Source organism: Natronosalvus amylolyticus (assembly GCF_024298845.1).
GTDB lineage: Archaea > Halobacteriota > Halobacteria > Halobacteriales > Natrialbaceae > Natronosalvus > Natronosalvus amylolyticus.
Genome location: NZ_CP101160.1, coordinates 124,689 through 147,234, shown reverse-complemented (window position 1 = coordinate 147,234; position 22,546 = coordinate 124,689). Strand labels below are relative to the sequence as shown.

At 53.5% G+C, this 22,546-nt stretch carries 18 protein-coding genes; 7 read left to right on the top strand and 11 right to left on the bottom strand.

What is annotated here, in order from left to right:
• Nucleotides 1-475: 475 nt before the first annotated feature.
• The 4 genes from NLK60_RS18520 (at nt 476) to NLK60_RS18505 (ending at nt 4,823) form a co-directional block, all read left to right on the top strand.
• The gene (locus NLK60_RS18520) at nt 476-1,636 is read left to right on the top strand and encodes an NAD(P)/FAD-dependent oxidoreductase (RefSeq protein WP_254811067.1); all 1,161 of its coding nucleotides are present in this window, start codon (nt 476-478) and stop codon (nt 1,634-1,636) included.
• A 2-nt stretch (nt 1,637-1,638) separates the two neighbouring features.
• The gene (locus NLK60_RS18515) at nt 1,639-2,229 is read left to right on the top strand and encodes a helical membrane plugin domain-containing protein (protein ID WP_254811066.1); all 591 of its coding nucleotides are present in this window, start codon (nt 1,639-1,641) and stop codon (nt 2,227-2,229) included.
• A 91-nt stretch (nt 2,230-2,320) separates the two neighbouring features.
• Nucleotides 2,321-3,763, top strand: coding sequence for a cytochrome ubiquinol oxidase subunit I (locus NLK60_RS18510; protein ID WP_254811065.1), 1,443 nt, complete (start codon nt 2,321-2,323; stop codon nt 3,761-3,763).
• A 4-nt stretch (nt 3,764-3,767) separates the two neighbouring features.
• Nucleotides 3,768-4,823, top strand: a complete 1,056-nt coding sequence (locus NLK60_RS18505) for a cytochrome d ubiquinol oxidase subunit II (protein WP_254811064.1) — start codon at nt 3,768-3,770, stop codon at nt 4,821-4,823.
• A gap of 171 nt (nt 4,824-4,994) precedes the next feature.
• Here the strand turns inward: NLK60_RS18505 and NLK60_RS19750 are convergent, their stop codons facing one another.
• Nucleotides 4,995-5,762 carry a helix-turn-helix domain-containing protein gene (locus NLK60_RS19750; RefSeq protein WP_425499105.1) on the bottom strand — a complete coding sequence of 256 codons (768 nt, stop codon included), beginning with the start codon at nt 5,760-5,762 and terminating at the stop codon, nt 4,995-4,997.
• Nucleotides 5,763-6,089: 327 nt separating this feature from the next.
• Here NLK60_RS19750 and NLK60_RS18495 point away from each other — a divergent pair, with 327 nt between their 5' ends.
• Nucleotides 6,090-6,764: an IS6 family transposase gene (locus NLK60_RS18495; RefSeq protein ID WP_254811062.1), complete on the top strand. Its 675-nt coding sequence runs from the start codon at nt 6,090-6,092 to the stop codon at nt 6,762-6,764.
• Between the two features lie 59 nt (nt 6,765-6,823).
• On the opposite strand, the gene NLK60_RS18490 is transcribed toward NLK60_RS18495, so the two are convergent.
• The 10 genes from NLK60_RS18490 to NLK60_RS18445 all read right to left on the bottom strand — a co-directional run bounded on the left by NLK60_RS18490 (nt 6,824) and on the right by NLK60_RS18445 (nt 18,739).
• Entirely contained in the window at nt 6,824-7,864 is a 1,041-nt protein-coding gene (locus tag NLK60_RS18490) for a sulfite exporter TauE/SafE family protein (RefSeq protein WP_254811061.1), read from the bottom strand.
• A gap of 3 nt (nt 7,865-7,867) precedes the next feature.
• Nucleotides 7,868-8,011, bottom strand: coding sequence for a DUF7512 family protein (locus NLK60_RS18485; protein ID WP_254811060.1), 144 nt, complete (start codon nt 8,009-8,011; stop codon nt 7,868-7,870).
• A gap of 22 nt (nt 8,012-8,033) precedes the next feature.
• On the bottom strand, nt 8,034-9,203 hold the full coding sequence (locus tag NLK60_RS18480; protein WP_254811059.1) for an MBL fold metallo-hydrolase: 1,170 nt from the start codon (nt 9,201-9,203) through the stop codon (nt 8,034-8,036).
• 129 nt (nt 9,204-9,332) lie between these two features.
• On the bottom strand, nt 9,333-10,370 hold the full coding sequence (locus NLK60_RS18475) for an NAD(P)/FAD-dependent oxidoreductase (RefSeq protein WP_254811058.1): 1,038 nt from the start codon (nt 10,368-10,370) through the stop codon (nt 9,333-9,335).
• Between the two features lie 99 nt (nt 10,371-10,469).
• Nucleotides 10,470-10,769 carry a hypothetical protein gene (locus NLK60_RS18470; protein WP_254811057.1) on the bottom strand — a complete coding sequence of 100 codons (300 nt, stop codon included), beginning with the start codon at nt 10,767-10,769 and terminating at the stop codon, nt 10,470-10,472.
• 251 nt (nt 10,770-11,020) lie between these two features.
• Nucleotides 11,021-11,701: a peroxiredoxin gene (locus NLK60_RS18465; RefSeq protein WP_254811056.1), complete on the bottom strand. Its 681-nt coding sequence runs from the start codon at nt 11,699-11,701 to the stop codon at nt 11,021-11,023.
• 238 nt (nt 11,702-11,939) lie between these two features.
• The gene (locus tag NLK60_RS18460) at nt 11,940-12,791 is read right to left on the bottom strand and encodes a helical membrane plugin domain-containing protein (RefSeq protein ID WP_254811055.1); all 852 of its coding nucleotides are present in this window, start codon (nt 12,789-12,791) and stop codon (nt 11,940-11,942) included.
• Nucleotide 12,792: 1 nt separating this feature from the next.
• The gene (locus tag NLK60_RS18455) at nt 12,793-13,965 is read right to left on the bottom strand and encodes an NAD(P)/FAD-dependent oxidoreductase (protein ID WP_256530404.1); all 1,173 of its coding nucleotides are present in this window, start codon (nt 13,963-13,965) and stop codon (nt 12,793-12,795) included.
• A gap of 275 nt (nt 13,966-14,240) precedes the next feature.
• Entirely contained in the window at nt 14,241-15,338 is a 1,098-nt protein-coding gene (locus NLK60_RS18450) for a rhodanese-like domain-containing protein (protein ID WP_254811054.1), read from the bottom strand.
• Between the two features lie 1,367 nt (nt 15,339-16,705).
• Nucleotides 16,706-18,739, bottom strand: coding sequence for a heavy metal translocating P-type ATPase (locus tag NLK60_RS18445; RefSeq protein WP_254811053.1), 2,034 nt, complete (start codon nt 18,737-18,739; stop codon nt 16,706-16,708).
• Between the two features lie 190 nt (nt 18,740-18,929).
• Here NLK60_RS18445 and NLK60_RS18440 point away from each other — a divergent pair, with 190 nt between their 5' ends.
• Both NLK60_RS18440 and NLK60_RS18435 read left to right on the top strand, forming a co-directional pair.
• Nucleotides 18,930-20,564: a hydroxysqualene dehydroxylase gene (locus tag NLK60_RS18440; protein ID WP_254811052.1), complete on the top strand. Its 1,635-nt coding sequence runs from the start codon at nt 18,930-18,932 to the stop codon at nt 20,562-20,564.
• Nucleotides 20,565-20,784: 220 nt separating this feature from the next.
• Nucleotides 20,785-22,176: an outer membrane protein assembly factor BamB family protein gene (locus tag NLK60_RS18435; RefSeq protein ID WP_254811051.1), complete on the top strand. Its 1,392-nt coding sequence runs from the start codon at nt 20,785-20,787 to the stop codon at nt 22,174-22,176.
• Nucleotides 22,177-22,546: the final 370 nt, after the last annotated feature.

Genomic DNA, 22,546 nt, shown 5'->3' with positions numbered 1-22,546 from the left:
ACGAGCCAAATACAATGAAAATACCCGTAATGGCCAGAATGAACCCAACTGGTGGGTTAATGAAAAATAACGGAACCCCACCAAAGAGAACTAACGCTCCACGCTTTCTCACTACTCGCTTGGGCGCATTCCCGCATTCTAGACACGCGCTTGCTCTCGCCTCGAGGGGTTCGCCACAGGACTTACACGAGGTCGCTTGCTCTGTTTCCATGCTGGCTGGAACACCCTGGAGAGTATTAACCGTTAGCCCCAATTTGATTCGCATCGGAATCAAATCCCGAGAGACTTGACCTGCTCTCCTGTAGAAGGGGCCTGAATGGAGGCATATCTGAAAAGCCGATTTTCAGGACATATGCTATTATTGTGCCATCTTTATTAGATTCGGAGTGGGGGACAGTACCATGGAACGCAACAGGTTTTCGATTACTCGAATGACTAATTGCTCAAAACCCGGTCAGTTCTTCGCCTGATACAGATGGTGACGGATCCAACAGGTGTTCAACGAGTCGTCGTCATCGGTGGTGGAACTGGTGGCACGGTCGTCTTGAACAAACTCTCAACAGCGTTAGAGGACGGACTGGCGGATGGGAACATCGAATTGGCCCTCGTCACCGATACCCTCGAACACGTGTACAAGCCACTCTTCTTATACGTCGCGTTCAATAGGAAAAAAGTGGCCAACAGCCGTCGGCCACACCAGGAGTTACTCGACAGACAGGTCGAGGTTCGACTAGAGCACGTCTCGGATATCGATACTGACTCGAAACGGCTCACATTTGAGAGTGGCAGTGAACCGCTCAGGTACGACTACCTCGTCATCGCGATCGGTGCAAGGCTCGTTCCGGAGACGATCGACGGACTGGAGGATAGTGTACATCACTTCTATAGTGCAACGGCAGCCGAAGCGCTCCGTGACGAACTCGCCACGTTCACGTCGGGACACCTGGTCTCGAGTACCGCTGGAATGCCACACATGTGCCCCGCAGCACCGATTGAGTTCGTTCTTATCGCCGACGAGTGGTTCCGCGATCGAGGGTATCGGGACGACATCGAAATCACCTACACGTACCCACTCGAAGATGTTCACGGCAAACAGGCTATCGCTGACTGGGTGAGGCCACTGTTCGAGGAGCGAGACATCGCAGTCGAGACGTCGTTCGAAGTCGAATCAGCCGAGTCAGATGAAAAACAACTCGTTGCAGGGAACGGCCGGACCCTCAATTATGACCTCCTCGTGACGATACCGCCACACGCTGGTGGTCCTCTCGTCGAGCGAGCAGAGCTCGGCCACCAGTGGATCGAGGTCGACAAGCACACGCTCGAGGCGACACATGCAGACCACGTATATGCACTCGGGGACATCACCGACGTCCCGACAAGCAAAGCCGGGAGCGCTGCACATTATCAGGCCGGAGTCGTCGCCGAGAGAATCCGGAGTGAGGTCCATGGTCAGCCGCCAACAGCGACATACGACGGCAAGACGCTCTGTTTCGTCGAAACCGGTCTTGAAAAGGCTACGTTCGTCTCGTTTGGCTACGACGAGGAACCAGTTGTCCGGCCACCCTCACAGTTCGTGCACCTGGCAAAGCTCGCGTACAACGAATCCTACTGGCTAACTGCTCGAGGGTTACTCTGAATATGACAGACGACACAGTCACCGAGAGAGAAGCGACCGAACGGCGTCTCATCGATGCCATCAAGTCAGATCCCGAGGCGGTAGCCACGTTCGTTCACCAGCATGGGCACACTGAGAAGTTACTCGACAGGACAACGACATCCAGTGACACCACGGCCGCTAAAGACATAACGGGCGAGAAGGACCGACTGAATCAGGTGGTCGAAGACAACACCGGCGAACTGGCCAACGGCCTCGAGCGGGTTGTGCAACTCGAAAGAGACGGTGACCTGGAGACGCTTGTCGGTCTTGCCAACACGGTATCCTTGCTCGCCGCCGCGGTCGATGACGATATCATCATGTCCGTTAGTGAGTTGGGGAGTTCGCTTGGCGAGATTGCAGATACGACGGCGAATCCGGACACGGTCGTCGGCATCCAGGCGCTAATGAACGGAATCGGTGAAGGTGCGAACGGCTCGACGGGACGGATGGGCATCATCGGACTCGTCCGTGCACTTCGCGACCCGAACGTCCAACGGGGCCTCGGTTTTCTCATCGCAGTCACCCGTTCGACAGGTGAGGACCTACAACAGCAGTACGAGGGGATCGAATGAATTCGAGAACACGATCAACCAACGGAAAATGAGACGAGAACAGATAGTTGTCAAGCGAGAACGCATAGACACAGTGAGGTGACAACGTTAGATGTTCGATTCACTCATAATCGACCCACTCTTGATCGACCCCGAGGTAGGCAGTCGTATTCAATTCGGCGGCACATTGTCGGTCCATATCGTCTTTGCAGCCCTTTCGGTCGGGCTTGCACCCTACATCGTCTATTTTACCTGGAAGGAGGTTTCGACCGGTGAAAAAAAGTACAAACGGTTACGCTCGTTCTGGACAAAAGTATTCGCGATTGGTTTCGTTATGGGGACCGCAACGGGGATTCCGATGAGCTTCCAGTTCGGGACCAACTTTCCGGAGTTCTCCGAGTTTGCTGGCGAGTTGATCGGCGGCCCACTCGCATTCGAGTCGACAATGGCCTTCTTCCTCGAGGCCGTTTTTCTCGGCATCCTGTTGTTCGGACGTGACCGAGTCAGCGACCGGGTCTACGTTCTCTCGTCAGTGCTGGTGATGATCGGCGCATGGCTGTCAGCGTTCTGGATACTCATTGTCAACTCCTGGATGCAAACACCACAGGGATACGAACTCGTCGAAGACAACGGCGTGGCAGGAGTCGTACTCACGGATCCACTCGCGGCCTACTTCCCGCCGCGATTGTTCTGGATGTACGTCCACATGCAAAATGCCGCAATCATATCGGTGACGCTGTTGGTCGCCGGTGTTGCAGCCTACTTCGTATGGGCGAATCCCGAGAGCGAGCCCTGGCGCGGGACACTCAAACTCTCGGTCGGCGTCCTCGCGATCACCTCGATATTCCAGGTAATCCATGGCGACATGTATACCCGCCACGTCGTCCAGACACAACCGATGAAATTCGCCGCGATGGAGGCACTCTACGAAACGAAAGAGGGGGCACCCTTGCATCTGCTAGCATTTCCACGGAACCTTGCGGATATCACGGACCCGCGGGCCGAAGATTTGTTTACGATCAGTATTCCGTATCTGACATCGATTCTGGCCGAGGCTGATCCAACAGGTGTGGTCTACGGCCTCGAGGAGTTCGATGTGAAGAATCCACCTGTCGCGTACGTCTTTTGGTCTTTCCGGACGATGGTATTTCTTGGATTCTGGTTTATTGCGCTCGGACTGTGGAGTGTCTACCGAATTCGAAAGGGGGGACTCTACGAACGTAGCTGGCATTTGAAAGCGCTGATGGCATCGATTCCGCTTGGTTTTGTCGCGACCATCGTTGGCTGGTACGTCACCGAAATCGGCCGTCAGCCATGGATTATCCAGGACGTTCAACTGACCAGCGAGGGGGTCTCCCAGACGCTAACATCGACACAGGTGACAGTCTCGTTGACCGCATTTGCGATCGTGTATACGATACTCGTGGTCGTTTTTCTTCATGTGATGAAATGGATAATTGATGATGAACTCGAGCGAGTCCAGCGAGACGAACTCGAGCGCACTGCTAGTGAGAAGTCAACTGAGTCAACAGCAGGTGGCTCCGGGGAGGTCTAATACAATGATGAGCACTCTGGTACACGGGTCGAGTTTTGACGGCCACGTACTGTTTGGACCAGTCGTACCAATCGACAGATATTTGCTACCGTGGCTTCCCGAATTCTGGTTCGGTATCCTGTTGTTCACACTGACTATGTATGTGTTCCTCGACGGGTTTGACTTTGGAATCGGGATACTCTACGCAACACGTAAAGAAGTTCAAGATCGCGAGACATTACTCGCCGCGTTCGGTCCTGTCTGGGACGCTAACGAGGTATGGCTCGTCGCGTTCGGAACAATACTGTTTGCGGCGTTTCCATCGGTATATGCGTCGTTGTTGAGTGACCATTACTTACTGATTTTTGCAATCGTGTTCTCATTGCTGCTACGTGGCGTCACGCCGGAACTCCGAGAACAACGCGATGACCCGTCCTGGCAACGTGCGTGTGACCGTGGGTTCGTCATCGGTAGCATCGCATCCCCGTTTTTCATCGGCACTCTCACTGGAAGCTGGGTGTTCGGGACGGGAATGATCAGCTTGCCGAGTGTAATGACCGGTGTAGCGATCGTGTTCCTGTCGCTGTCGTCCGGTGCAGCCTACCTCGGGATGAAGACGACCAATGATCTTCGCAGGGAGATGGCCTCGTATGGGATTTACGCGAGTCTGGGGTATCTAAGTGCTATAGTCCTGTTGCTCACAATCGTCATCGTCACCGATCCACTCGGCGTTCGTGAAACGCTGGTTTCGATCCCCGTTGTAGTAGTCGTCGTCGCAACAGTGGTGCTGCTGGTAGCTGGAGTAGTTGCTGCTGAGAGAGGCGAGGTCGTTAGGTGGTTTGCAGCCACTGCTGGAGTTGCCGCTGCACTTATGATACTCGTGGCCATCCTCTTGTACCCGGTTATCTACCCTGCAACCGGACAGACCGTTCGCGAAGCTATCATCTCACCACTCGCGCTCAATGTGCTAACGATCGTTGTCGTACCTGTGCTTGCCCTCGTACTGATATATTTTAAATATCTGTACTCGGTGTTCTCGGGACCAATTGAAGACGATGAAGGATATGGGACCCCTGACTGATGGACACCACCATTGAAACGCTGCAACAGAATTCCTGCCGCTCGACCCGTGCCTGAAGGTTCGGGTATGCACTCGCACCATATATCAGAATGGCCACAACATTTCAGTGCCGCCAACCAGAGCAACTGATCACATTTGGCACCTGTCCAAACACGTCATTGGATGATATGATCAATTACCCAATGCCTCGTCACTATCAACTTCTGAGTGCCGATCCAGATATCGTTTAACGAGTTTGGATCCGGCCATTCGAAGCCGATATGAGAGCGTCGACTTTGGGACACCTAGTTCGGTGGAGAGTTCTTCAACCGTAACTTGACGAGGTCTTTCGTAGTATCCTCTGGCTGCTGCCTGTGTGATTGCCTCACGTTGTGAACCGGTCAATTCATCATCGACAAAGGCATTTCCGTGCCACTCCGTTACCTCTCCGAGTTGATTAGCTTCAACGGTGACACCGTCACGACAGGAAGCGTCGATGTGCTCGAACATTGTACCGACCCCCTCATCGGACCGCATCAATAGACGCCATTGTTCCCGGCTAGCGTATTGCCTTCGTTCCATAATCGTACCCCGTTGGAGATGTTCCGAAGCAATATTATAAATACACTCACAGTCACAGATGTCTTCGACGTAGACGTATATCAATCGCTTCCTCGGAGCACACTCGAGCCGATAGGAGGTGCTCGACCCACAGCATTCTTGTGATCCAATCTCTCGCGGAAGGTAGTCACGGTCCTCGAGCATCGTTTGGAGACGATCAGTCACTTCTGGCGGACCCGTAAGTTGAACGAGTCGCACAAATGATCTTTTGCCAGTCGTGAGGTCGATTGTCAGGGCACGGAGATTAGAGTGGTTGTGAAACATGTCAGAAACTAGGTCTTCCCCTTTTTTATACCTCAACGTAAACCTAAACTCGCGGAGACGGTCCGTCTCATTCATAGTGGAAAGCAGACAGATAGCCTGATTGGATACAATACGTAATCTCTTGTGACGATCGATACGACAGGTTCTCAGAGGGGTCAATGGAGACCATTCAATTAGATATTACGGCCTGGTAAATCCTAAAGTAGTCGGACAGGACGATTTTCGTGCGATAGCAGAGTGACACCGAAGATAGCGGAAAATATTGTCGATAAAAGATTCTGTTGTGAAGCCTAAATGGTTGCCCAGGGCCGATTTCACAAAATTAGAAGCAGTAAGGCCGACCGGCAGTGTCTAGTTAGGCCAGTTTGAGGAATGAGCAGGTCGTGGAGAGAATTTGGAATAATGCTCGTAGACCTGCTCAACGAGTCCTACGCAGCGGAATTTGATGAATGTTGGGAGCGTGAGCGGACGGCGACGCCCATCAGGGTGTTCGCCGTCCGGCTCCACACGACAGGATGTTCGCTCCGAGAGACACAAGCAATTCTTCGCTTAATCGGCGTTGAACGCTCTCATCAAGCGATCTGGCAGTGGGTGCATCGGCTGGCTGACAGCGTTCCAGACCCGCCGACGGCGAAGCCGTCGCGGGTCGCAGTTGATGAGACTGCTGTCAAGATAAACGGCGACTGGTCTTGGGTGTATGCTGCAATCGATCTCGACTCACGGTTGATTCTTGATGTCGAAGTGTTCGGACGACGCGGCACCGATCCAGCTGCCGCGTTCCTGCATCGATTGACCGAGAAACACGATCTCTCCGACACCGAGTTTCTCGTCGATGGCTACGGATATCTGACTGCCCTCTCTCGGTTAGGATTGGGCGGTCACCTCAACTACGTTGACCGAAACCTGATCGAAAAGTGGTTTCAAACGCTGAAGATGCGGGTCAACCGCTTTCATAATTCATGGGTGGGCAGTCGGGCGAGCGCTAGAGGTTGGCTTGAACAATTCGTACACTACTATAACACACAACGACCGCACCAATCACTCAACGGACAGACGCCAGCGGAGGTGCTAAACTAGACAGTGCCGGCCGACCCCTACTGTCACGAAACACAGAGAATTATCTTCGTGCCATTCCCTCAATCGGCCGATGTTGACAGACGATCCTCGGACCGCATCGATCGGATCGTACTGTAGATAATCGCACCACTGACAAGAAATGCCGAGCCAACGATTAGCAATAAGCCGGACATCTCGAGTGCCTCGTTTCCGAGATATTCGCCAATCTCGCCAACCGCAACGGCAATACTACCGAGCAACAGCATAATGCCAAAATAGATCTTTATTCCACCGCTATCGACGATTTCGGTCGACGCGGAGCCGACGCGTGCGCCCAGGGCGCTGCCGAGCAATAACGGAACGACTATCGAAAGGTCGACACCACCTTCTCGTGCGTAGAGGAACGACCCGAGACCACCCGAAAAGACGATTTCGAAAAGGTCTGTACCGACTGCGACGGGCACCGGAACACCGATAGCGTACATCATCGCTGGCATCCGGATGAAGCCACCACCAACACCGAGGAATCCCGAAAGCAGACCGGTTATAAATGCGATCGCCGTAATGATCCACGCAGAGATCGTTACGTCGCCACGGAGGGTTACCATCGGCCACAGGCGGATTGCTTGCATCTTTTTGGCGAACTCTGGCGGTTCAAAATTCTCGAACGACGAGTCGTTGCCGTCGTAACCACCATGTGCGGGTTCGGTTTCATCGTCATTTCCACCAAGAGACTCTTTTACAACAAAGAGTCCGATGCCACCAAGTAACACCACGTACGTAGTGCTAATAATCCCACCAGCTAGTCCAAGATCCTCGAGATAGTAGACGAGAATTCGACCAACCTCGATTCCAAGGGTCGTGCCAGCGATCATGATTACACCAAGTTTGTAATCAACCTGGCCTAGATCGTGGTGTTTTAACGTTGCGATGACAGCCGTCCCAAAGACGAATGCCATTCCGCTCCCAACAGCAACGGGGGTCGGATACCCCATCACCAGCAATGCTGGGGTGATGAGGAACGAGCCTCCCATGCCAAAGAAGCCAAAGAGAATACCTACGAGGAGGCCAAAAGTTACAAAGAAGCCGAACAGTTCGACTCCAATTCCAAGTAGTTCCATCCGTTAGCGCCTCCGCGTGTAGCTCCCAACTGCTCTCCGTACGAACGCCTCGAGCCAGCCGTAACCGACGTAGAGGACGATTGCCTGTACGAGAACGACCCCGACCATCGTAGCAGCCCCGATCGTTCCACCTTCTATTCCAAACATTATATCAAACTATGGTATGACGTTAGTCGTCTGCGACGGCGCTGTCTTGAGTCGCTGCACAACGGTTGGGGCCAAGTTCGAGTTCGTTGCGTTCGTCCTCATCTTCTGGTTTATAGATGCCAAGATTCGTCTCGATAACTTTCTGGTAGTTCGGCGGCTTTGACGGAAGATTGTCGAACATGTGCTCGACGAAATCGTCTTCCCCGAGCTGTATAATCTCGTTTTTCGCCCAGATCTCGCCGACGGTTGAAAACATCGGCATTCCAGGTTCAACATCGATGTACTCGCCGCAGTTAGTTAGCGAAAAGTGCCCAGGAAGGATTTTGATATGATCGGCGTTGGTCCCAATCTTGTGATGGAGTGTCTCGTACTGGATCCGAGCACCAGATTTCGCGTCTTCACCTGCAAACTGAAGTTCAGTCCGACCAATCGACTCGACAAATAGCGTGTCGCCCGTTAACAGAGCTTCATCCTCGACCAGATATGAAGTCATTCCCGTGGTATGACCGGGCGTATGAACCGCTTTGATATCGATGTCGCCGACGGCCACTGTTTCATTGGGCTGGAGAGCGTCGAACTCGAATTGTGGATCGCGTGAGTTAGCAGAAGCCCCAAGGTGGTATGGTACGCCGTGTTTATCAGCAAGTTCTCGACCCGCAGAAATGTGGTCAGCGTGAATATGGGTGTCGAAGACGCGAGCGATTTCGTAGCCGCGTTCGGCGGCAGCGTTCTCGAAGGTACCTGTCGCACGCGTAACGTCGATAAGTGCCGCTTTGCCCGTCCGCTTTGAGCCTACCAGATACCCTAAACAACCTTTCGCACGCCGCTGAAGTTGAAGAATTTCGAGATTATCTCGCTCCGTCACGATCGGTACGACATCGTAAACTAGACTCCACGCTTCCATCCCGTTCTCAACGTGAGCGACGTTCTCGAAACCCCGCTCTTCCAGGTACTTTGCGAACTTTTCCGCAGAGCGACCGGTCGCACAGGTAGTGACGATATTGGGGTCGTCGTAGGTGTTTGGATTGAAGTCGCCGACGAGTTCGTCATCAGAGCCCGAGTACTCGACGTTCTTTGCCTCGGCAATGTGCCAATCCTCGTAGTCCTCCGGTGCTCTTGTATCAAAAAGTACGTCCAGATCGTTGGCTTCGATGCGGTCTCGAAGTTCTGCTGCTGAAATAGTCTCAACCATACAATAGAGGTATCGAACCGTCCGTTATTAAGGGTTAGACCATCTGAAATTATTAGCTCTTTTTCGATGGGAACCACGGATTACCGTAAACAATCGACAGAAGTTGCCGCTATTCCACCTGTCGATCGATCACCTACGTCGAGGGGCGTGACCACGATGATCGGTCGCGGTCGACGCAAGCGAATCCGAGATCGACGGAACATCGTCGCTCGTGACTGCCCCTTGTAGATCGATTGCCTCGAGCGACCGCGGAAATGCCCGCAGTTCTTTCGAGATGGCGATCCCAGCGTTCGCACCTTCACCCATCGCAACAGGGATCTGATTGTGTCCAGGCGTAAGGTCACCGACTGCATAGACACCGTCGAGAGATGTTCGACCGTGATCATCGACGGCGACGGCACCGTCTTCCGTGCGTTCGAGGTTCAATCCGTCGACGATATCGTCGTTGTAGTCGGAACCGTACATCGGAAACCCGCCGCTGTAAGAGCGGACTTTTCCGTCCTCGAAAGCAAACGATTCGAGCCACCCATCGTTGCTTTTGTTCATACTGGTAATTTCCGCAGTGACGACATCGACCGGGTGTTGACCGAGCATCGTCCCAGTGTCATCGCTCCAAGTTGGATACTGGCCACGGGTGAGGATGTCGACATCGTCGGTGTAATTTAGCATGATCATCGCAACGTGGGCAGCAGCATCACCCGCCCCCATAACGTATACCGGTTCATCAACGAACATGTACGCATCACAGTGGAGACAGTAGTGCAGTCCTCGTCCAGTTGGCGGAAGCGGTGGCGCAGGACGTTCATCCGTAAAACCCATCGCGAGTACGACTCGGCAAACGTGATATGACTTCTCAGCGGTTACAACACGAAAGCCTTCGTCGGGCGTGTCACCGATCTCTGTCACCCCTTCCACAAATCTACGTTCGTAGTCGGCCCCATATTCCTGCACCTGTTCACGCGCAGTTTGTAGTAATTCATTGCCGGACGTTTCCTCCGTGACTCCGATTACGTTGTGCGTTTCGCGCATCATGGCTGCCCGCCCACCACCCCGGTCAAGCACCAACGTGTCCAGTCCGAGACGTGTTGTGTACAACGCGCTCGTCAATCCGGCGGGACCCCCACCGACAACTGCAACATCATACTCGAACCCATCGTCTGTATACATGAGTGAGTGAGGAGTGTCGGCCAATGGATAAAAAAGTATCTTCAACTGCGTCGTTACCTGACCAGCCAGCAGACGACTACATTACAGTAGAGAGCCAGATTACAGAAGATAGTCGTTTATTTTGCGTAGGGAAATATCGTCCCGCGTCGCGCCCATAACTAATGCGATACCTTCCACTGAGAGACCGATCTCTTTGAGCATACGTGCTTCTGCTTCCGCATCCGAAAGATTGTATTCGTAGTAGAGTTCGTTGATTCGATCGTGACATCTTCGAACGAGATCGAAAGCAAGCCGTTCGATCGATGGGGGTTCGTCGCTATCAGACTGATCGTCGGACGCCAGTTGGTTGATTCGCTCGACTAGCTCAGCAGTCTCTCTGCTTTCGACAGATTTGCCCATACGACGGTGTACGTATCGAAAGTATTTATAATCTTTCGACAAGCGAAATGTGATATTTCAACTCACGACAATATCCATTGAAACGCATTATATCTGTAGTCGGAAGTGAAACGATTTTCACACCGACCGCACCGCAAGCTTGTGAGCGGGTATGCTCTGACGTTCATTGGCTACGATAGTAGATAATCGATGGCTAGCAAAATAGTGACGATCGGATTAAATCACGCCTTCCACAGCGTGGTGCGGGTATATCAACCTTCGAGTTCTTTCAGGGTAAACCACCAATCGTAGGATTCGTAGCCCTCTTCGTTGGCCTCGGCAGTTCGCGCTTTGACTTCGTCAACGGTTCCCGGTGGCGAAAGTAACGCCTTGCTTCCAAAGTTCTTGTTGTCGGGCCAGTCAGCAGGAAGTGCAACACCCTCCTCCTCGTGGGTCTGAAGGGCTTTCAGCGAGCGAAGCACCTCGTCAATGTTTCGTCCAATCTCTTTTGGATAATACAGTACCAATCGAGTAATCCCATCAGGATCGACGATGAATACCGCACGAACAGTCGAGGAACCCTGTCCAGGGTGAACCATTCCGAGGGCTTCCGCAACATCGCCTCCTTCGTCGGCAATTATTGGGAAAGCGATATCCTCGCCAATCTCGTCGTTGATCCACTCGGTCCACTTGATGTGGGAGTGAACGCGGTCGATGGAGAGGCCGATCAGTTTCGCATTCAATTCCTCGAACTCCTGGCGGCGCTGTTCGAAGCTGATGAATTCAGTCGTACAGACCGGCGTAAAGTCACCAGGGTGACTGAAGAGGATGAACCACTGGCCTTCATACTCTTCTGGGAGCGTCTTCGATCCGTGTGTCGTCTCGACTTGCAGTTCGGGGAACTGATCACCGAGTAACGGAAATCCACTGCTGTTAGTTTCTTCGGCAGTCATTGCATTTGGGCATACGCACCACAGTATTATAACTCCTGTCTAAGCAGATATTTTTTCGGATTTCTAAAGATAGACAGTGTGATTCGGGAAATAATTTCGTCTATCCGGTACACGGTCGTGACGCGGAGAGGTAGAAAATGGCAATTGAGACGAATTACACACCGGTAGCAATGCCATCTTGCGATAGAGGCGTGTTAAATCGACGGTTACGATAGAGATGCCTTGAAAAATGATCAAGCTAACTTGAGTACGATGCACCCATTCGACGGAGGAACTCAACGAGTATGCCAAGCCCCTGTCGAACGTCATCATCGAAAAGCGCAGCGAGCATACCAATGAGACCGACGTTCTTCGGCGATTCGTCTTCGGTGAAGGCACCGAGGCCTGCCTCGACAGAGTTAATAAGCTTCTCGTCACCAAGCCGAGAGCCCAACACGAGCATGTTGCCGAGGTTCTGGCCAAGCTGATGGGGCTCGATATCCGCGTCAGAATACGCAGACGTCATACCGGCAATCATCATCCTAAATTCGGTGATTGGCTTTCGATTCTGCTGGACTACCGTGACTGCCTCGGGTATCAGGCCTTCCGCGAGATCGTACGTTACCTCGAGTAAATCGAGCAGTTCGATCAACGTCTCTTCGTTCTCACCCAGTCGCTCGAGCAGAATGATCGTCTCTTCGCGTTCCAGTGCCATCCTGATCCGTGCAAAGGTCTCGCGATTATCGCGGATGACCAACTTGAGTTCTGGAATCAGGTCACCAACGAGGCTGTCGACGACTTCCAGCGCCTCTAGGAGTTCGATAAGTGTATCAGCGTTCTCTCCAACTCGCTGAACGAGTACGAGCGTATCTTCATGTTCGAGCGCCGTTCGTAGCGCCGCAATGGGCTCACGGGACTCGTGGACGGTCCCGCGGAGTCCGGGTGCAAGTTCAGTCGAGAGTTCTTCGACGACCACCAACATCTCAAGAAGTTCGGCCAGTTCCTCGTCGTAGTCTTCGAGGGTGCGAGCGAGTTCAGGTGCGTCGACATCATCAATTTCGATTGGAGCGCGCTCGAATTCGTTTTCTACGGGTTGGTCTTTCTGAGCCATATTATGGGAGTGGGTCGTAACCTTTCATCCAGGCATCCCAGTAGACCGACGGGAGAACATTGACATCCATTATCCAGTTCATTTTGCTTTCGACGGGAGCAGAGATCGGTCCATCGTAGTCGAACTCCGCGACCATCGCCTTCCCCTTACCGGTGAGTAACGGGCAGGCAGCATAGCCGTCATATTCGGCGAGCATCGGCTGGCCCCGGATTAACGATGTTACGTTCTTGCTGACAACGTGTGCCTGTTTGCGTGCGGCAGCAGCTGTTTTTGAGTGAGGAGCGTTCTCACAGTCACCCAATGCGAAGATCTCCTCATATTCGTCATGCTGACAACTGTGTTTGTCGATAGTGACGTACTCACCATTCTCGGAGCCGTTAGCCAGCGGCGAGCCGTCGGTGATAGCCTTTTGACCAAACTGCGGTGTCACAGGCGCATAGAGGTCATAGTCAATCTTCTCACCATCAGCGCCGTATACGACGCCGGCGTCCGGGTCAACCTCACTGACGGAGAAATTTTCCCAGAACTCGATACCACGATCATCCCAAATCTCGTAGAGTTTGTCCCGATATGGCTGAACACCAAAGTGGTGTTCGGCATTTCGAGTCATGATGATATCGACGTCTTCCCGAACACCTTTTCGGCGGAAGTAGTCCTCAGCCAGCATCGTCAATTTCAGTGGCGCACCCGGACACTTTATCGGCGTATCTGGCTGCGTGACAAGGAAGGTTCCTCCCTCGAAGTTCTGTAAGGCCTCCCGCATCTCGAGAGCCGCCTCGTAGTGATAGAACGGATATACCGCATCCGTTTCTTGCCACGCCTCAACGAGACCGGGCATTGCAGTTGGATCGAGTCGATGTCCAGTCGCAACCACAAGATAGTCGTACTCGATGTTCGTGCTCTCATCGAGCGTAACGATTCGCTCATCCGGATCGATACCGACCACAGCATCTTGGACAAATTCAACGTCTGGCTTAAGGAGTTCGTCGATGTCGCGGGATTGATCTGGCTCAAGATACCCAAACGGAATGAGGTAAAATGAAGGCTGGTAATAATGATCAGTGCTCTTATCCACGACGGTGATATCCGCCTCATCTGTGTTTAATTTACGTCGGAGAAGATTCGCCGTCATTGCTCCTCCTGAACCGGCGCCTAATATGGCGATTTTTACCATATACTCCCAGGTTAAGGACTATTATTATCTAAAGGGATTGTTCCAGAACACATTTGTGGATAGACTCACCTCCGATCACAGTAGATGAAAATATTGCAGGATTAGTGGCGTAGTCACAGTGACCCTTCGAGACGTAATCGACGGGGAGTGCCTCGAAACCTCACTACCAGATACGTGGCAACGTAACTCCGCAAATGTCGGAGAGCAGTGTTCGACAATCTCTTCACATCAATAATATCACAAGAGAATTAATGCGCCCTACGGACGAGCGTGTATCACTTCTCGTTACTGCTTTCGACCGGCATGTCAATAAGGTTACCCCACTCGATCCAGGAGCCATCGTAGTTTGAAACTGAATCGTACTCGAGAAGTTCCGAGAGGACAAACCACACGATGGAAGATCGTTCACCGACGTGGCAATAGACTATAGTCTCCGTATCTGGGAGGATTCCTCGCTCACGGAATACACGTTTGAGATCCGTTGTATCCTTGAATTTTCCCTCGTCATCGATGATCTCGGACCATGTCATATGTGCAGTACCGGGAATGTGACCCGATGTGCGTGCTTTAGGCAGGTTTTGTTTTGGTGGACGTGCCCGATGCCCGTGATATTCCGCTGATGAACGGACATCAACGATAGTAACATCCTGTGCAAGCGCAGCCTCGACATCACTTCTGTATGCACGAATTCGTTCGTATGGGGGTTGTGCATTGTACTCCTGTTTAGAGATTTTTGGTTCATCAGTGGTGATTTCCCCGCCGATGTCCTTCCAGTATTGCTTTCCCCCATCAAGAAGTCTAACGTCGGTATGACGGTAGTATTTAAACAGCCAATACAAGTACGCCGCATACTGGTTCTCGTGGGCGCTATAGATCACAACTGTACTATTCTCGGTGATCCCGCGGGCACCGACGTATTTTTCGAAGCAGCGTTTGTCAGCGATCCCACAACCATCTACATCGATGAGATCGTTGAGGATATTTATATGAACAGCACCAGGCAAGTGACCGATGTCGTACTCATCATCGGCTTCTACGAGACACATATCAGGATCATCTCGCTCGAATTGTTGAAGTCGTTCGTCAACCCAATCCGGCGAAACTAGTGCTGGAATCCCGTTATCCAAGGAGTCGGTTTCACTTTTTATCAGCCGATAACACGTTTGGCGGCCGTCATGAAGAGCCGGGGAAGACTCGATAAAACCGGCATCATCGAGCTGGTCAAGCCCATATCTTACAGTCCGTGATGAAAGCAAGGTTTCCTCGGTCAATGTCTTGAGTGTCATCGGACCGACGTCAGATAATGTCTTATAAATGAATTTGGAGCTTGGCGGCAGATCTTCGAGAGAGTCATTCGCTTTGTTTTCTGCCATGCTTTGTTCTTGTCTCGTTAGCTATACAGCCCTTTCGGTGTTGATATGCGGTATGCTACCGAGCGGATTAGAAAAATATTGCTCCTTATTACAACCATATGTTAGTCATGGTTACAGAGATAGGCACAATATTTGTACCATACCGTTGGTGAGTAACACGGGTTGTACCCACGCATATTCTGCAAAATTTATGCCAATTTTACCCTCAACCGACAAGATACTATAGAGAATAATTTTGGGCGGGGAAACAAGTAGGGGAAGATAATCAAGTCCACGGGACAGATCATTGCCCAAATGTGAACGACGACGGTCCGAGTTCCTCGTGGAACGTCGCTTGTCACTATAGACACTGAAAGTACGATCGGAATAAGCATCTCGATTACTATAAATACTGATATGACCCATCACCTATCAGTTTTAATAGATACAGATGTGAGTTGGTAGTCTCTTTGTGTAAGGAAGAGTTTAATGAAATATTTGTGGCCAGGACGGTCATTCCGCCTCAAAGAGGAGCCAGAAACTGGCTATTGATATCGAATTGACTCAAATAAATGTTATAGTAGCCAGTGAAATTCATTGTCCACCCAACCGCTAGACGGCACGGCGGTAGGTGTGTGATCGTTTCACTGGCTACTTTAGAGAAAGAACGAGACCTAATCCGAACGGGTTGATTTTGCCTATGGTGACATCAAGCAGTTCACAGGCCAATCTACCGCAGTCTCCTCTGACTATCGGCGGAACTGAAAGACGCTAATATGTAAGCTGCTATCGCTACTGATGTGGAACGGCTCATAGGCAGCAACACTGCGCCGATCAGACGAGATTTTTCGTTATAACGATGAAATGACGGTATAGAAAAATGCATTAGCCACCTATTTTTTGACATGCATGAATATATGACACGTCACTATAGCAACTATATTTTTGATGGTTCTTCGGACAACTTCTTGCGGAAACGGCGGTTGAGTGCTGGTTTCAGCTAGACGGCTGCATCGGTTAGAAACTGCGACATTACGAATGTCCAACTCTCCGTAAAAATTCCGTCGATACAAACGCTCGTGAGAAGACTCCAGACACGGATTGTAAATTCCATTTTCAGCTCACGTCCGTAACGCAAACCGACGCATGTTACAGGGAATCAAAAAGCCGTACGCTTTCATAGTTCACGGAAATCGAGGATATCCACCGTCCTGAGGCACTCAGTGGTTCGTCACGCCTGAACGTGTGGGCCGAACCGATAGCGGTTGTCAGGTTCGGCTCACAGGTCGACGCTTGACGGAGTACTCAGCCCGCTTCGCCCGTTGATAGTAGCTGTATGCATTGCCAACACGTATCCACGGCGTCTGTGGCACCAGCACGAACCGAAGTCACGCATCGAAGCCGAGCAACCGTAAGCCGATCAGGCTGACAAGAACCGTCGACCCTTCGTGACCGATAACGGCTACCGGAAGCGGGATGCCAGCCGTGAGGATCGCGACCACCATAATTGCAATCGCGCCGAACGCAATAGCGAAGTTGATATACAGCGTCCGCCGGGTTTCACGGCTCAGGGCGAACACGTAGGGAAGCCGATCGAGTTTATCCGACATCAGGATAATGTCAGCCGTCTCGAGGGCAACGTCCGTGCCTGCACCACCCATGCCGACGCTGATGTCTGCCGTCGCGAGTGCCGGCGCATCGTTGACGCCGTCGCCGACCATCGCGACGGCCTCGTGGGTTTGCTGTAACTCCTCGATATGGGTCACTTTTTCTTCCGGTAGTAACTCAGCGTAGACCTCGTCGATCCCGAGTTCGTCGGCGATATACTGAGCGACGCGTTCGTTATCTCCAGTCAGCATGACGATCTGTTCGACGCCCCGTTCACGGAGTTCCTCGATCATGCTCGCAGCATCAGTCCGAATCGTATCGGTAAACGCCAGCCAGCCACAGACGCACAGTCGATCGTCGGTCTCGCTAACGACGAGCACGCTGGTCTTGCCCTGCGACTCGAGTTCACGAACCGCCTCGAGACCCCGCTCGAGTCCGTCGATCTCTCGGTCGCCAGTGACCGTCTCGAAGTAGCGTGGGTTGCCGATGTGAACCGTCTTCCCGTCTACCTTCCCGTGGACACCCTTGCCAACCACCGCATCGAACTCGGTCGAATCCGGAATCGCAAGGTTGCGTTCAGCTGCCGCCTCGACCGTGGCCTCGGCCAGATGATGTTCGGAACGCGACTGGACGGCAGCCGCGAGCGCCAGGAGACTGTCTTCGGTAAATTGGCTGCCCGGCGTGTACCCTTCGAGTTCAGTTACTCGTTCATCACCATCGTGTGCCGGAGCCTCGAGTGTTGGCTGCTCGAGCACAGCGACGTCCGTCAATCGCGTGTTCCCTTCGGTCAACGTCCCCGTTTTGTCGAACGCGACGGCATCGACGTTGCCCGCAGTTTCGATGTGTTCGCCACCCTTGAACAGGACGCCCTGACGACCACCGGCTGCGATAGCCGACAGGACGGCTGCCGGCGTCGAAATAATGACCGCACACGGCGACGCGGCGACCATGAGCGTCATCGCCCGGTAGAACGTCGGTTCGAACGGATGGTCGAGCAGCGTGATCGGTAACGCGATGGCAACCGCCGTCAGCGCAAACACGCTCAGTACGTACGGTTGTTCGAACCGATCGATGAGTTGCTGGGTTGGGGCTCGCTTGCTCTGGGCCTCTTCGACCATGTGGATAAGCCGCGAAATCGCAGACTCCTGTGCTTCGCGGGTGACCCTGACCTCGAGGCTACCAGTCTCGTTGATCGTGCCGCCGAACACCTCGTCTCCCGGTTCTTTGGGCACGGGAACGGATTCGCCGGTGAGCGACGACTGATCGATCGTGCTCTCACCCGATTCGACGACGCCGTCGAGTGGCAACCTGTCACCGGGTTTGACGACGAACACGTCCCCGATTTCGACGTCGTCGATGTGAACGGTCACCGTCTCGCCGTCACGTCGGACGCGAGCGGATTCCGGGCGCATCTCGATGAGCGATTTGATCGCCGTTCGTGACCGACCGATAGCGTACTCCTCGAGGACTCCAGAGAGCGAGAACAAAAACAACAACATCGCTCCCTCGAACGGCGCCCCAATAAACAGCGCGCCGAGGGCGGCGAGAATCATCAGCAGGTCGATTTCGACGACTGGTTCCCGTATGGCATGAATGCTCGCTTTGAGTCCGTACCAGCCGCCAAACACGTACGCAACGGTGTAGCTTCCCCAGACGACTGTCGACGAGAGTCCAAACCAGCTTCCGAGCAAGCCGACCATCATCCCGACGAACGTCAAAATGACAAATACCGCTTGACGTCTCAGCATCGGTCGCTCTGCAAGCGGCAGCAATTTCCCGACGGATTTCGCTGTCGGTCCGGAAGCCGTCTCCATATTTTGGATATGGAGTTTGTTCTGATAAGCATTTGCGTACACTCGAGCGAAGTCGTTCGGGAAAATACACGGGACTAGTGAAACGGTCTGTGAAACGCTTTCCGTCTCGAGTGGCCCGAACCATGCCGTCGAGAGTCGATTTCGTTTGTTAGGGTCTCGAGCTTTTTCGTTGGGAATCTTCTAGTGGGACATGACAGACGTAGTCGTCGTTGGCGGCGGTATCGGCGGACTCTCTGCCGCACACGAACTCGCCGAACGCGGATTCGACGTGACGGTCCTCGAGGCGGCCGACCGCTTCGGTGGCAAAGCTCGATCAGTCCCAGTCGATGATGGGGAAGCGCCACTGCACGGGGAACACGGATTCCGGTTCTTTCCAGCCTTCTATCGCCACGTCATCGACACGATGACCCGAATCCCGGACGGAACCGGAACCGTCGAGGACAATCTGGTCGAAACGGAAGCAACCCTCATCGCGAGCACCCATCGGCCCGATATCGTCGCGAACACGCGAACGCCTGCAACGGTTTCCGAGTGGCTCGAGGCACTCAGACCCGCTTTCGCTGAAGACCTCCCGCCAGCGGACGTCAGATTCCTGGTCGAGCGCCTGCTGTACGTCCTGACCGCCTGTGAGGAACGACGTGAACACGAACTCGATGATATCTCCTGGTGGGAGTTTATCGACGCCGACAACCGCTCCCAGGAGTTCCGAGAGCGACTGGCCTTTGCCGTCCAGTCGTTGGTTGCTTTGCGGCCACAACTCGGAAGTGCCCGGACCATCGGGACGATCTACTTGCAACTGCTGTTCGGACAACTCGATCCCCGGAGACCGGCCGAGCGAATTCTCAACGCCCCCACGAGCGAGGCCTGGATCGACCCCTGGACGACGTACCTCGAGTCACTCGACGTTGCGCTCCGTGCAGAAACACCAGCACAGGAGCTATTGTTCGACGGTCGCCGGGTGACTGGCGTTTCCCTCGCCACCGGCGAGACCGTGGTCGGCGACGAGTACGTCCTCGCCGTTCCCGTCGAGGTCGCTCCGTCGTTTTTCACCTCCGAACTCACGCGAGCGGCTCCCGCGCTCGGTCGAATCGACCAGCTCGATACGGCCTGGATGAACGGCATCCAGTACTTCCTCACCGAGGACGTCGAAATCACTCGCGGCCACCAAGTGTACGCCGACGCCCCGTGGGCGTTGACCTCGATTTCACAGCGCCAGTTCTGGCCCGAGTTCGACGTCGAAACCCGCGGCCCCGACGGCGTCAACGGCGTGCTTTCGGTCATCGCCTCCGATTGGGATACGCCCGGAATCCTGTACGACAAACCCGCCAGACACTGTACCCGTGAGGAGATAGCCATGGAAATTTGGGCACAGCTCAAAGCCCACCTGAACACCGCCGAAACGACCCTGAGCGACGAAATTCTCGTCGACTGGTTCCTCGACCCGGCACTGGTCGAAACCGACGACGGGGTCGAGAACCGCTCACCGCTGTTGATCAACACGGTTGGGTCACTCCGGAACCGTCCACCCGCAGACGTTGGGATCGAAAACCTCACACTCGCCAGCGATTACGTCCGCACCAACAGTGACCTCGCGTCGATGGAGTCGGCCAACGAAGCGGGCCGGCGAGCAGCAAATGCGATCTTCGAACGCCACGGACGTTATGAGCGGGCGCAGGTCTGGTCGCTCGAGGAACCGGCCGTCTTCGAACCGTTCAAACGCCAGGATCAGATCCGATACCGACTCGGATTGCCCCATCCAGCTACGGTCACGCACTCGATCCGGGGTGTCTCGAGCGATATACAAAAATTAATAGCCAATATGTAGTAAGCTAGTATGAATAGCATAGTTTCAATCGCAAATTGGTAGCACTCACGAATGGTGAGGGCTCCGGTATATTTTCTAGCGTTCTATTTCCGATTAATAATCATAACTCTGACATACTTTTCCGTGACAGGATAGGCTACTTTCAGGTAACTTTGTAGTTACCCTCCAGTAAGTGTAATATTTCCGGTAACTTTATTGTGGGCGTATGTCTTCGGTATGCATGCAACAGTCTGCAGCAGGGACAAAAGGAGTAAACGGCACATCGGTCGGCAGACGACGATTTCTCGCAACCACGGCAAGCATCAGCGCTGGGTCGATAGTAGGGCTCTCGAGCGTCGGCACCGTCCGAGCCAGCGGAAACGAACTGTGGTCGTTCCAGACCGATGATTTGGTCACTGGCTCTCCGACGGTCGTCGACGGGACGGTTTACGTTGGCAGTAGCGATCACAACGTCTACGCGGTCGATACAACCAGCGGCGAAGAAGTCTGGTCGTTCGAAACCGGTGACACCGTCTGGTCGTCACCCAACGTCGTCGACGGGAGGGTGTACGTTGGCAGTGGTGACCACAACGTCTACGCGTTGGAAGCGGCAACTGGTGAGGAAGTCTGGTCGTTCGAAACGGGCGACAGCGTGGGATCTTCTCCGTCGGTGTTCGACGGCGTCGTCTACGTCACTAGCCAGGATGGTAACGCGTACGCCATGGATTCGACAACCGGCGATGAGGACTGGTCGTTCGAAACCGATAGTTGGTTTTCCGATGCCCCCGTGGTCGTGGACGAGACAGTGTTCGTCGCCTCTAACGATCATACACTGTACGCCCTGGATACAACCACTGGCGACGAAAACTGGTCGTTCGAACTCGAGAGTGGAATACCCAGCACACCAACAGTAGTCGGTGAAACTGTCTATTTCGGATTCTTTGACCATGTTTATGCGGCTGACGTAACTGCGGGTGAAGAGCTATGGTCGTTCCAGATCGACGGTCCATTAGATTCCTCGCCGACGGTGGCAGACGGGACAGTCTACGTCGGGAGTACAGACGCCAATGTGTACGCGCTGGACGCCAGCGATGGAGCAAAGGTCTGGTCCTTCGAAACCGGCCGCTGGGTTTATTCGTCGCCAACGGTAGCAGATGGAACGGTCTTCATCGGTAGTCACGATCGCCACGTGTACGCACTCGATGCAACAGACGGAGCGGAGGTCTGGTCGTTCGAAACCGGCGGTCAGGTCGATTCGTCACCGACAGTGGCCGACGGAGTACTTTACGTCGGCAGTCGCGACGGCAACGTGTACGCACTGGACGCGGGTGTCTCGGGCTCGAGTGAGTGCTCTCGAGTAGCACAGGGTTCCCTGGGACACCACGACGAATGGGCCAGTGTCGCCGCTACTGCCGAAACGGAAACTGATTCCGATGGTTCCGACGAGAGTACACCGAGTGGCGACGACACAGACGACGGAGAAACAGCCGGTAGTGACCGTGATGGAAACGGAGTGACCGATGACAGTGAGCCAGACGATGGACTCCCAGGATTCGGTATCGGTAGCGCATTCGCCGGACTGGGCGGCGCTGCCTACATGATGAGACGACGGTTCAACAACGATTCCGAGTAACGAGAGATTGTTCAAAGGGAGTCTGGACTCGAGGGAGTGGGTGCAAATATAGTAGCCAGTGAAACGATTTGCACACCTACCGCGACACCCGCTTGCGATAGGGTGTGCAATGACTTTCACTGGCTACTATAGATGAGGACTGGGAACCCCCGTCGTCAACGTATGACGATTAACCACACTCGAGGCGGGACAGTTACCATGTGGTGACTGTGTCAGTTACTTCCTGGTTAGCGTGAAGCTATATCTTTTGAGAGAGTTATCCCAGCATGTATTATCAGGAGAAGCAAACCCCATTACTGATCCGGATTTTTGCCATCGTATTTTCGGTTCTCATGGTCGGCTCTATCGTCGTTCCTTTCGTATCTATTAC

Bases quoted from the DNA above. Each gene is read 5' to 3' on its own strand.
- NLK60_RS18520 (WP_254811067.1), top strand. From the start codon at position 476: ATGGTGACGGATCCAACAGGTGTTCAACGAGTCGTCGTCATCGGTGGT.
- NLK60_RS18510 (WP_254811065.1), top strand. From the start codon at position 2,321: ATGTTCGATTCACTCATAATCGACCCACTCTTGATCGACCCCGAGGTA.
- NLK60_RS18465 (WP_254811056.1), bottom strand. From the start codon at position 11,701: ATGACTGCCGAAGAAACTAACAGCAGTGGATTTCCGTTACTCGGTGAT.
- NLK60_RS18490 (WP_254811061.1), bottom strand. From the start codon at position 7,864: ATGGAACTACTTGGAATTGGAGTCGAACTGTTCGGCTTCTTTGTAACT.
- NLK60_RS18515 (WP_254811066.1), top strand. From the start codon at position 1,639: ATGACAGACGACACAGTCACCGAGAGAGAAGCGACCGAACGGCGTCTC.
- NLK60_RS18435 (WP_254811051.1), top strand. From the start codon at position 20,785: ATGCAACAGTCTGCAGCAGGGACAAAAGGAGTAAACGGCACATCGGTC.
- NLK60_RS18505 (WP_254811064.1), top strand. From the start codon at position 3,768: ATGATGAGCACTCTGGTACACGGGTCGAGTTTTGACGGCCACGTACTG.
- NLK60_RS18440 (WP_254811052.1), top strand. From the start codon at position 18,930: ATGACAGACGTAGTCGTCGTTGGCGGCGGTATCGGCGGACTCTCTGCC.
- NLK60_RS18475 (WP_254811058.1), bottom strand. From the start codon at position 10,370: ATGTATACAGACGATGGGTTCGAGTATGATGTTGCAGTTGTCGGTGGG.
- NLK60_RS18470 (WP_254811057.1), bottom strand. From the start codon at position 10,769: ATGGGCAAATCTGTCGAAAGCAGAGAGACTGCTGAGCTAGTCGAGCGA.
- NLK60_RS18480 (WP_254811059.1), bottom strand. From the start codon at position 9,203: ATGGTTGAGACTATTTCAGCAGCAGAACTTCGAGACCGCATCGAAGCC.
- NLK60_RS18450 (WP_254811054.1), bottom strand. From the start codon at position 15,338: ATGGCAGAAAACAAAGCGAATGACTCTCTCGAAGATCTGCCGCCAAGC.
- NLK60_RS18485 (WP_254811060.1), bottom strand. From the start codon at position 8,011: ATGTTTGGAATAGAAGGTGGAACGATCGGGGCTGCTACGATGGTCGGG.
- NLK60_RS18460 (WP_254811055.1), bottom strand. From the start codon at position 12,791: ATGGCTCAGAAAGACCAACCCGTAGAAAACGAATTCGAGCGCGCTCCA.
- NLK60_RS18445 (WP_254811053.1), bottom strand. From the start codon at position 18,739: ATGGAGACGGCTTCCGGACCGACAGCGAAATCCGTCGGGAAATTGCTG.
- NLK60_RS18495 (WP_254811062.1), top strand. From the start codon at position 6,090: ATGCTCGTAGACCTGCTCAACGAGTCCTACGCAGCGGAATTTGATGAA.
- NLK60_RS19750 (WP_425499105.1), bottom strand. From the start codon at position 5,762: ATGAATGAGACGGACCGTCTCCGCGAGTTTAGGTTTACGTTGAGGTAT.
- NLK60_RS18455 (WP_256530404.1), bottom strand. From the start codon at position 13,965: ATGGTAAAAATCGCCATATTAGGCGCCGGTTCAGGAGGAGCAATGACG.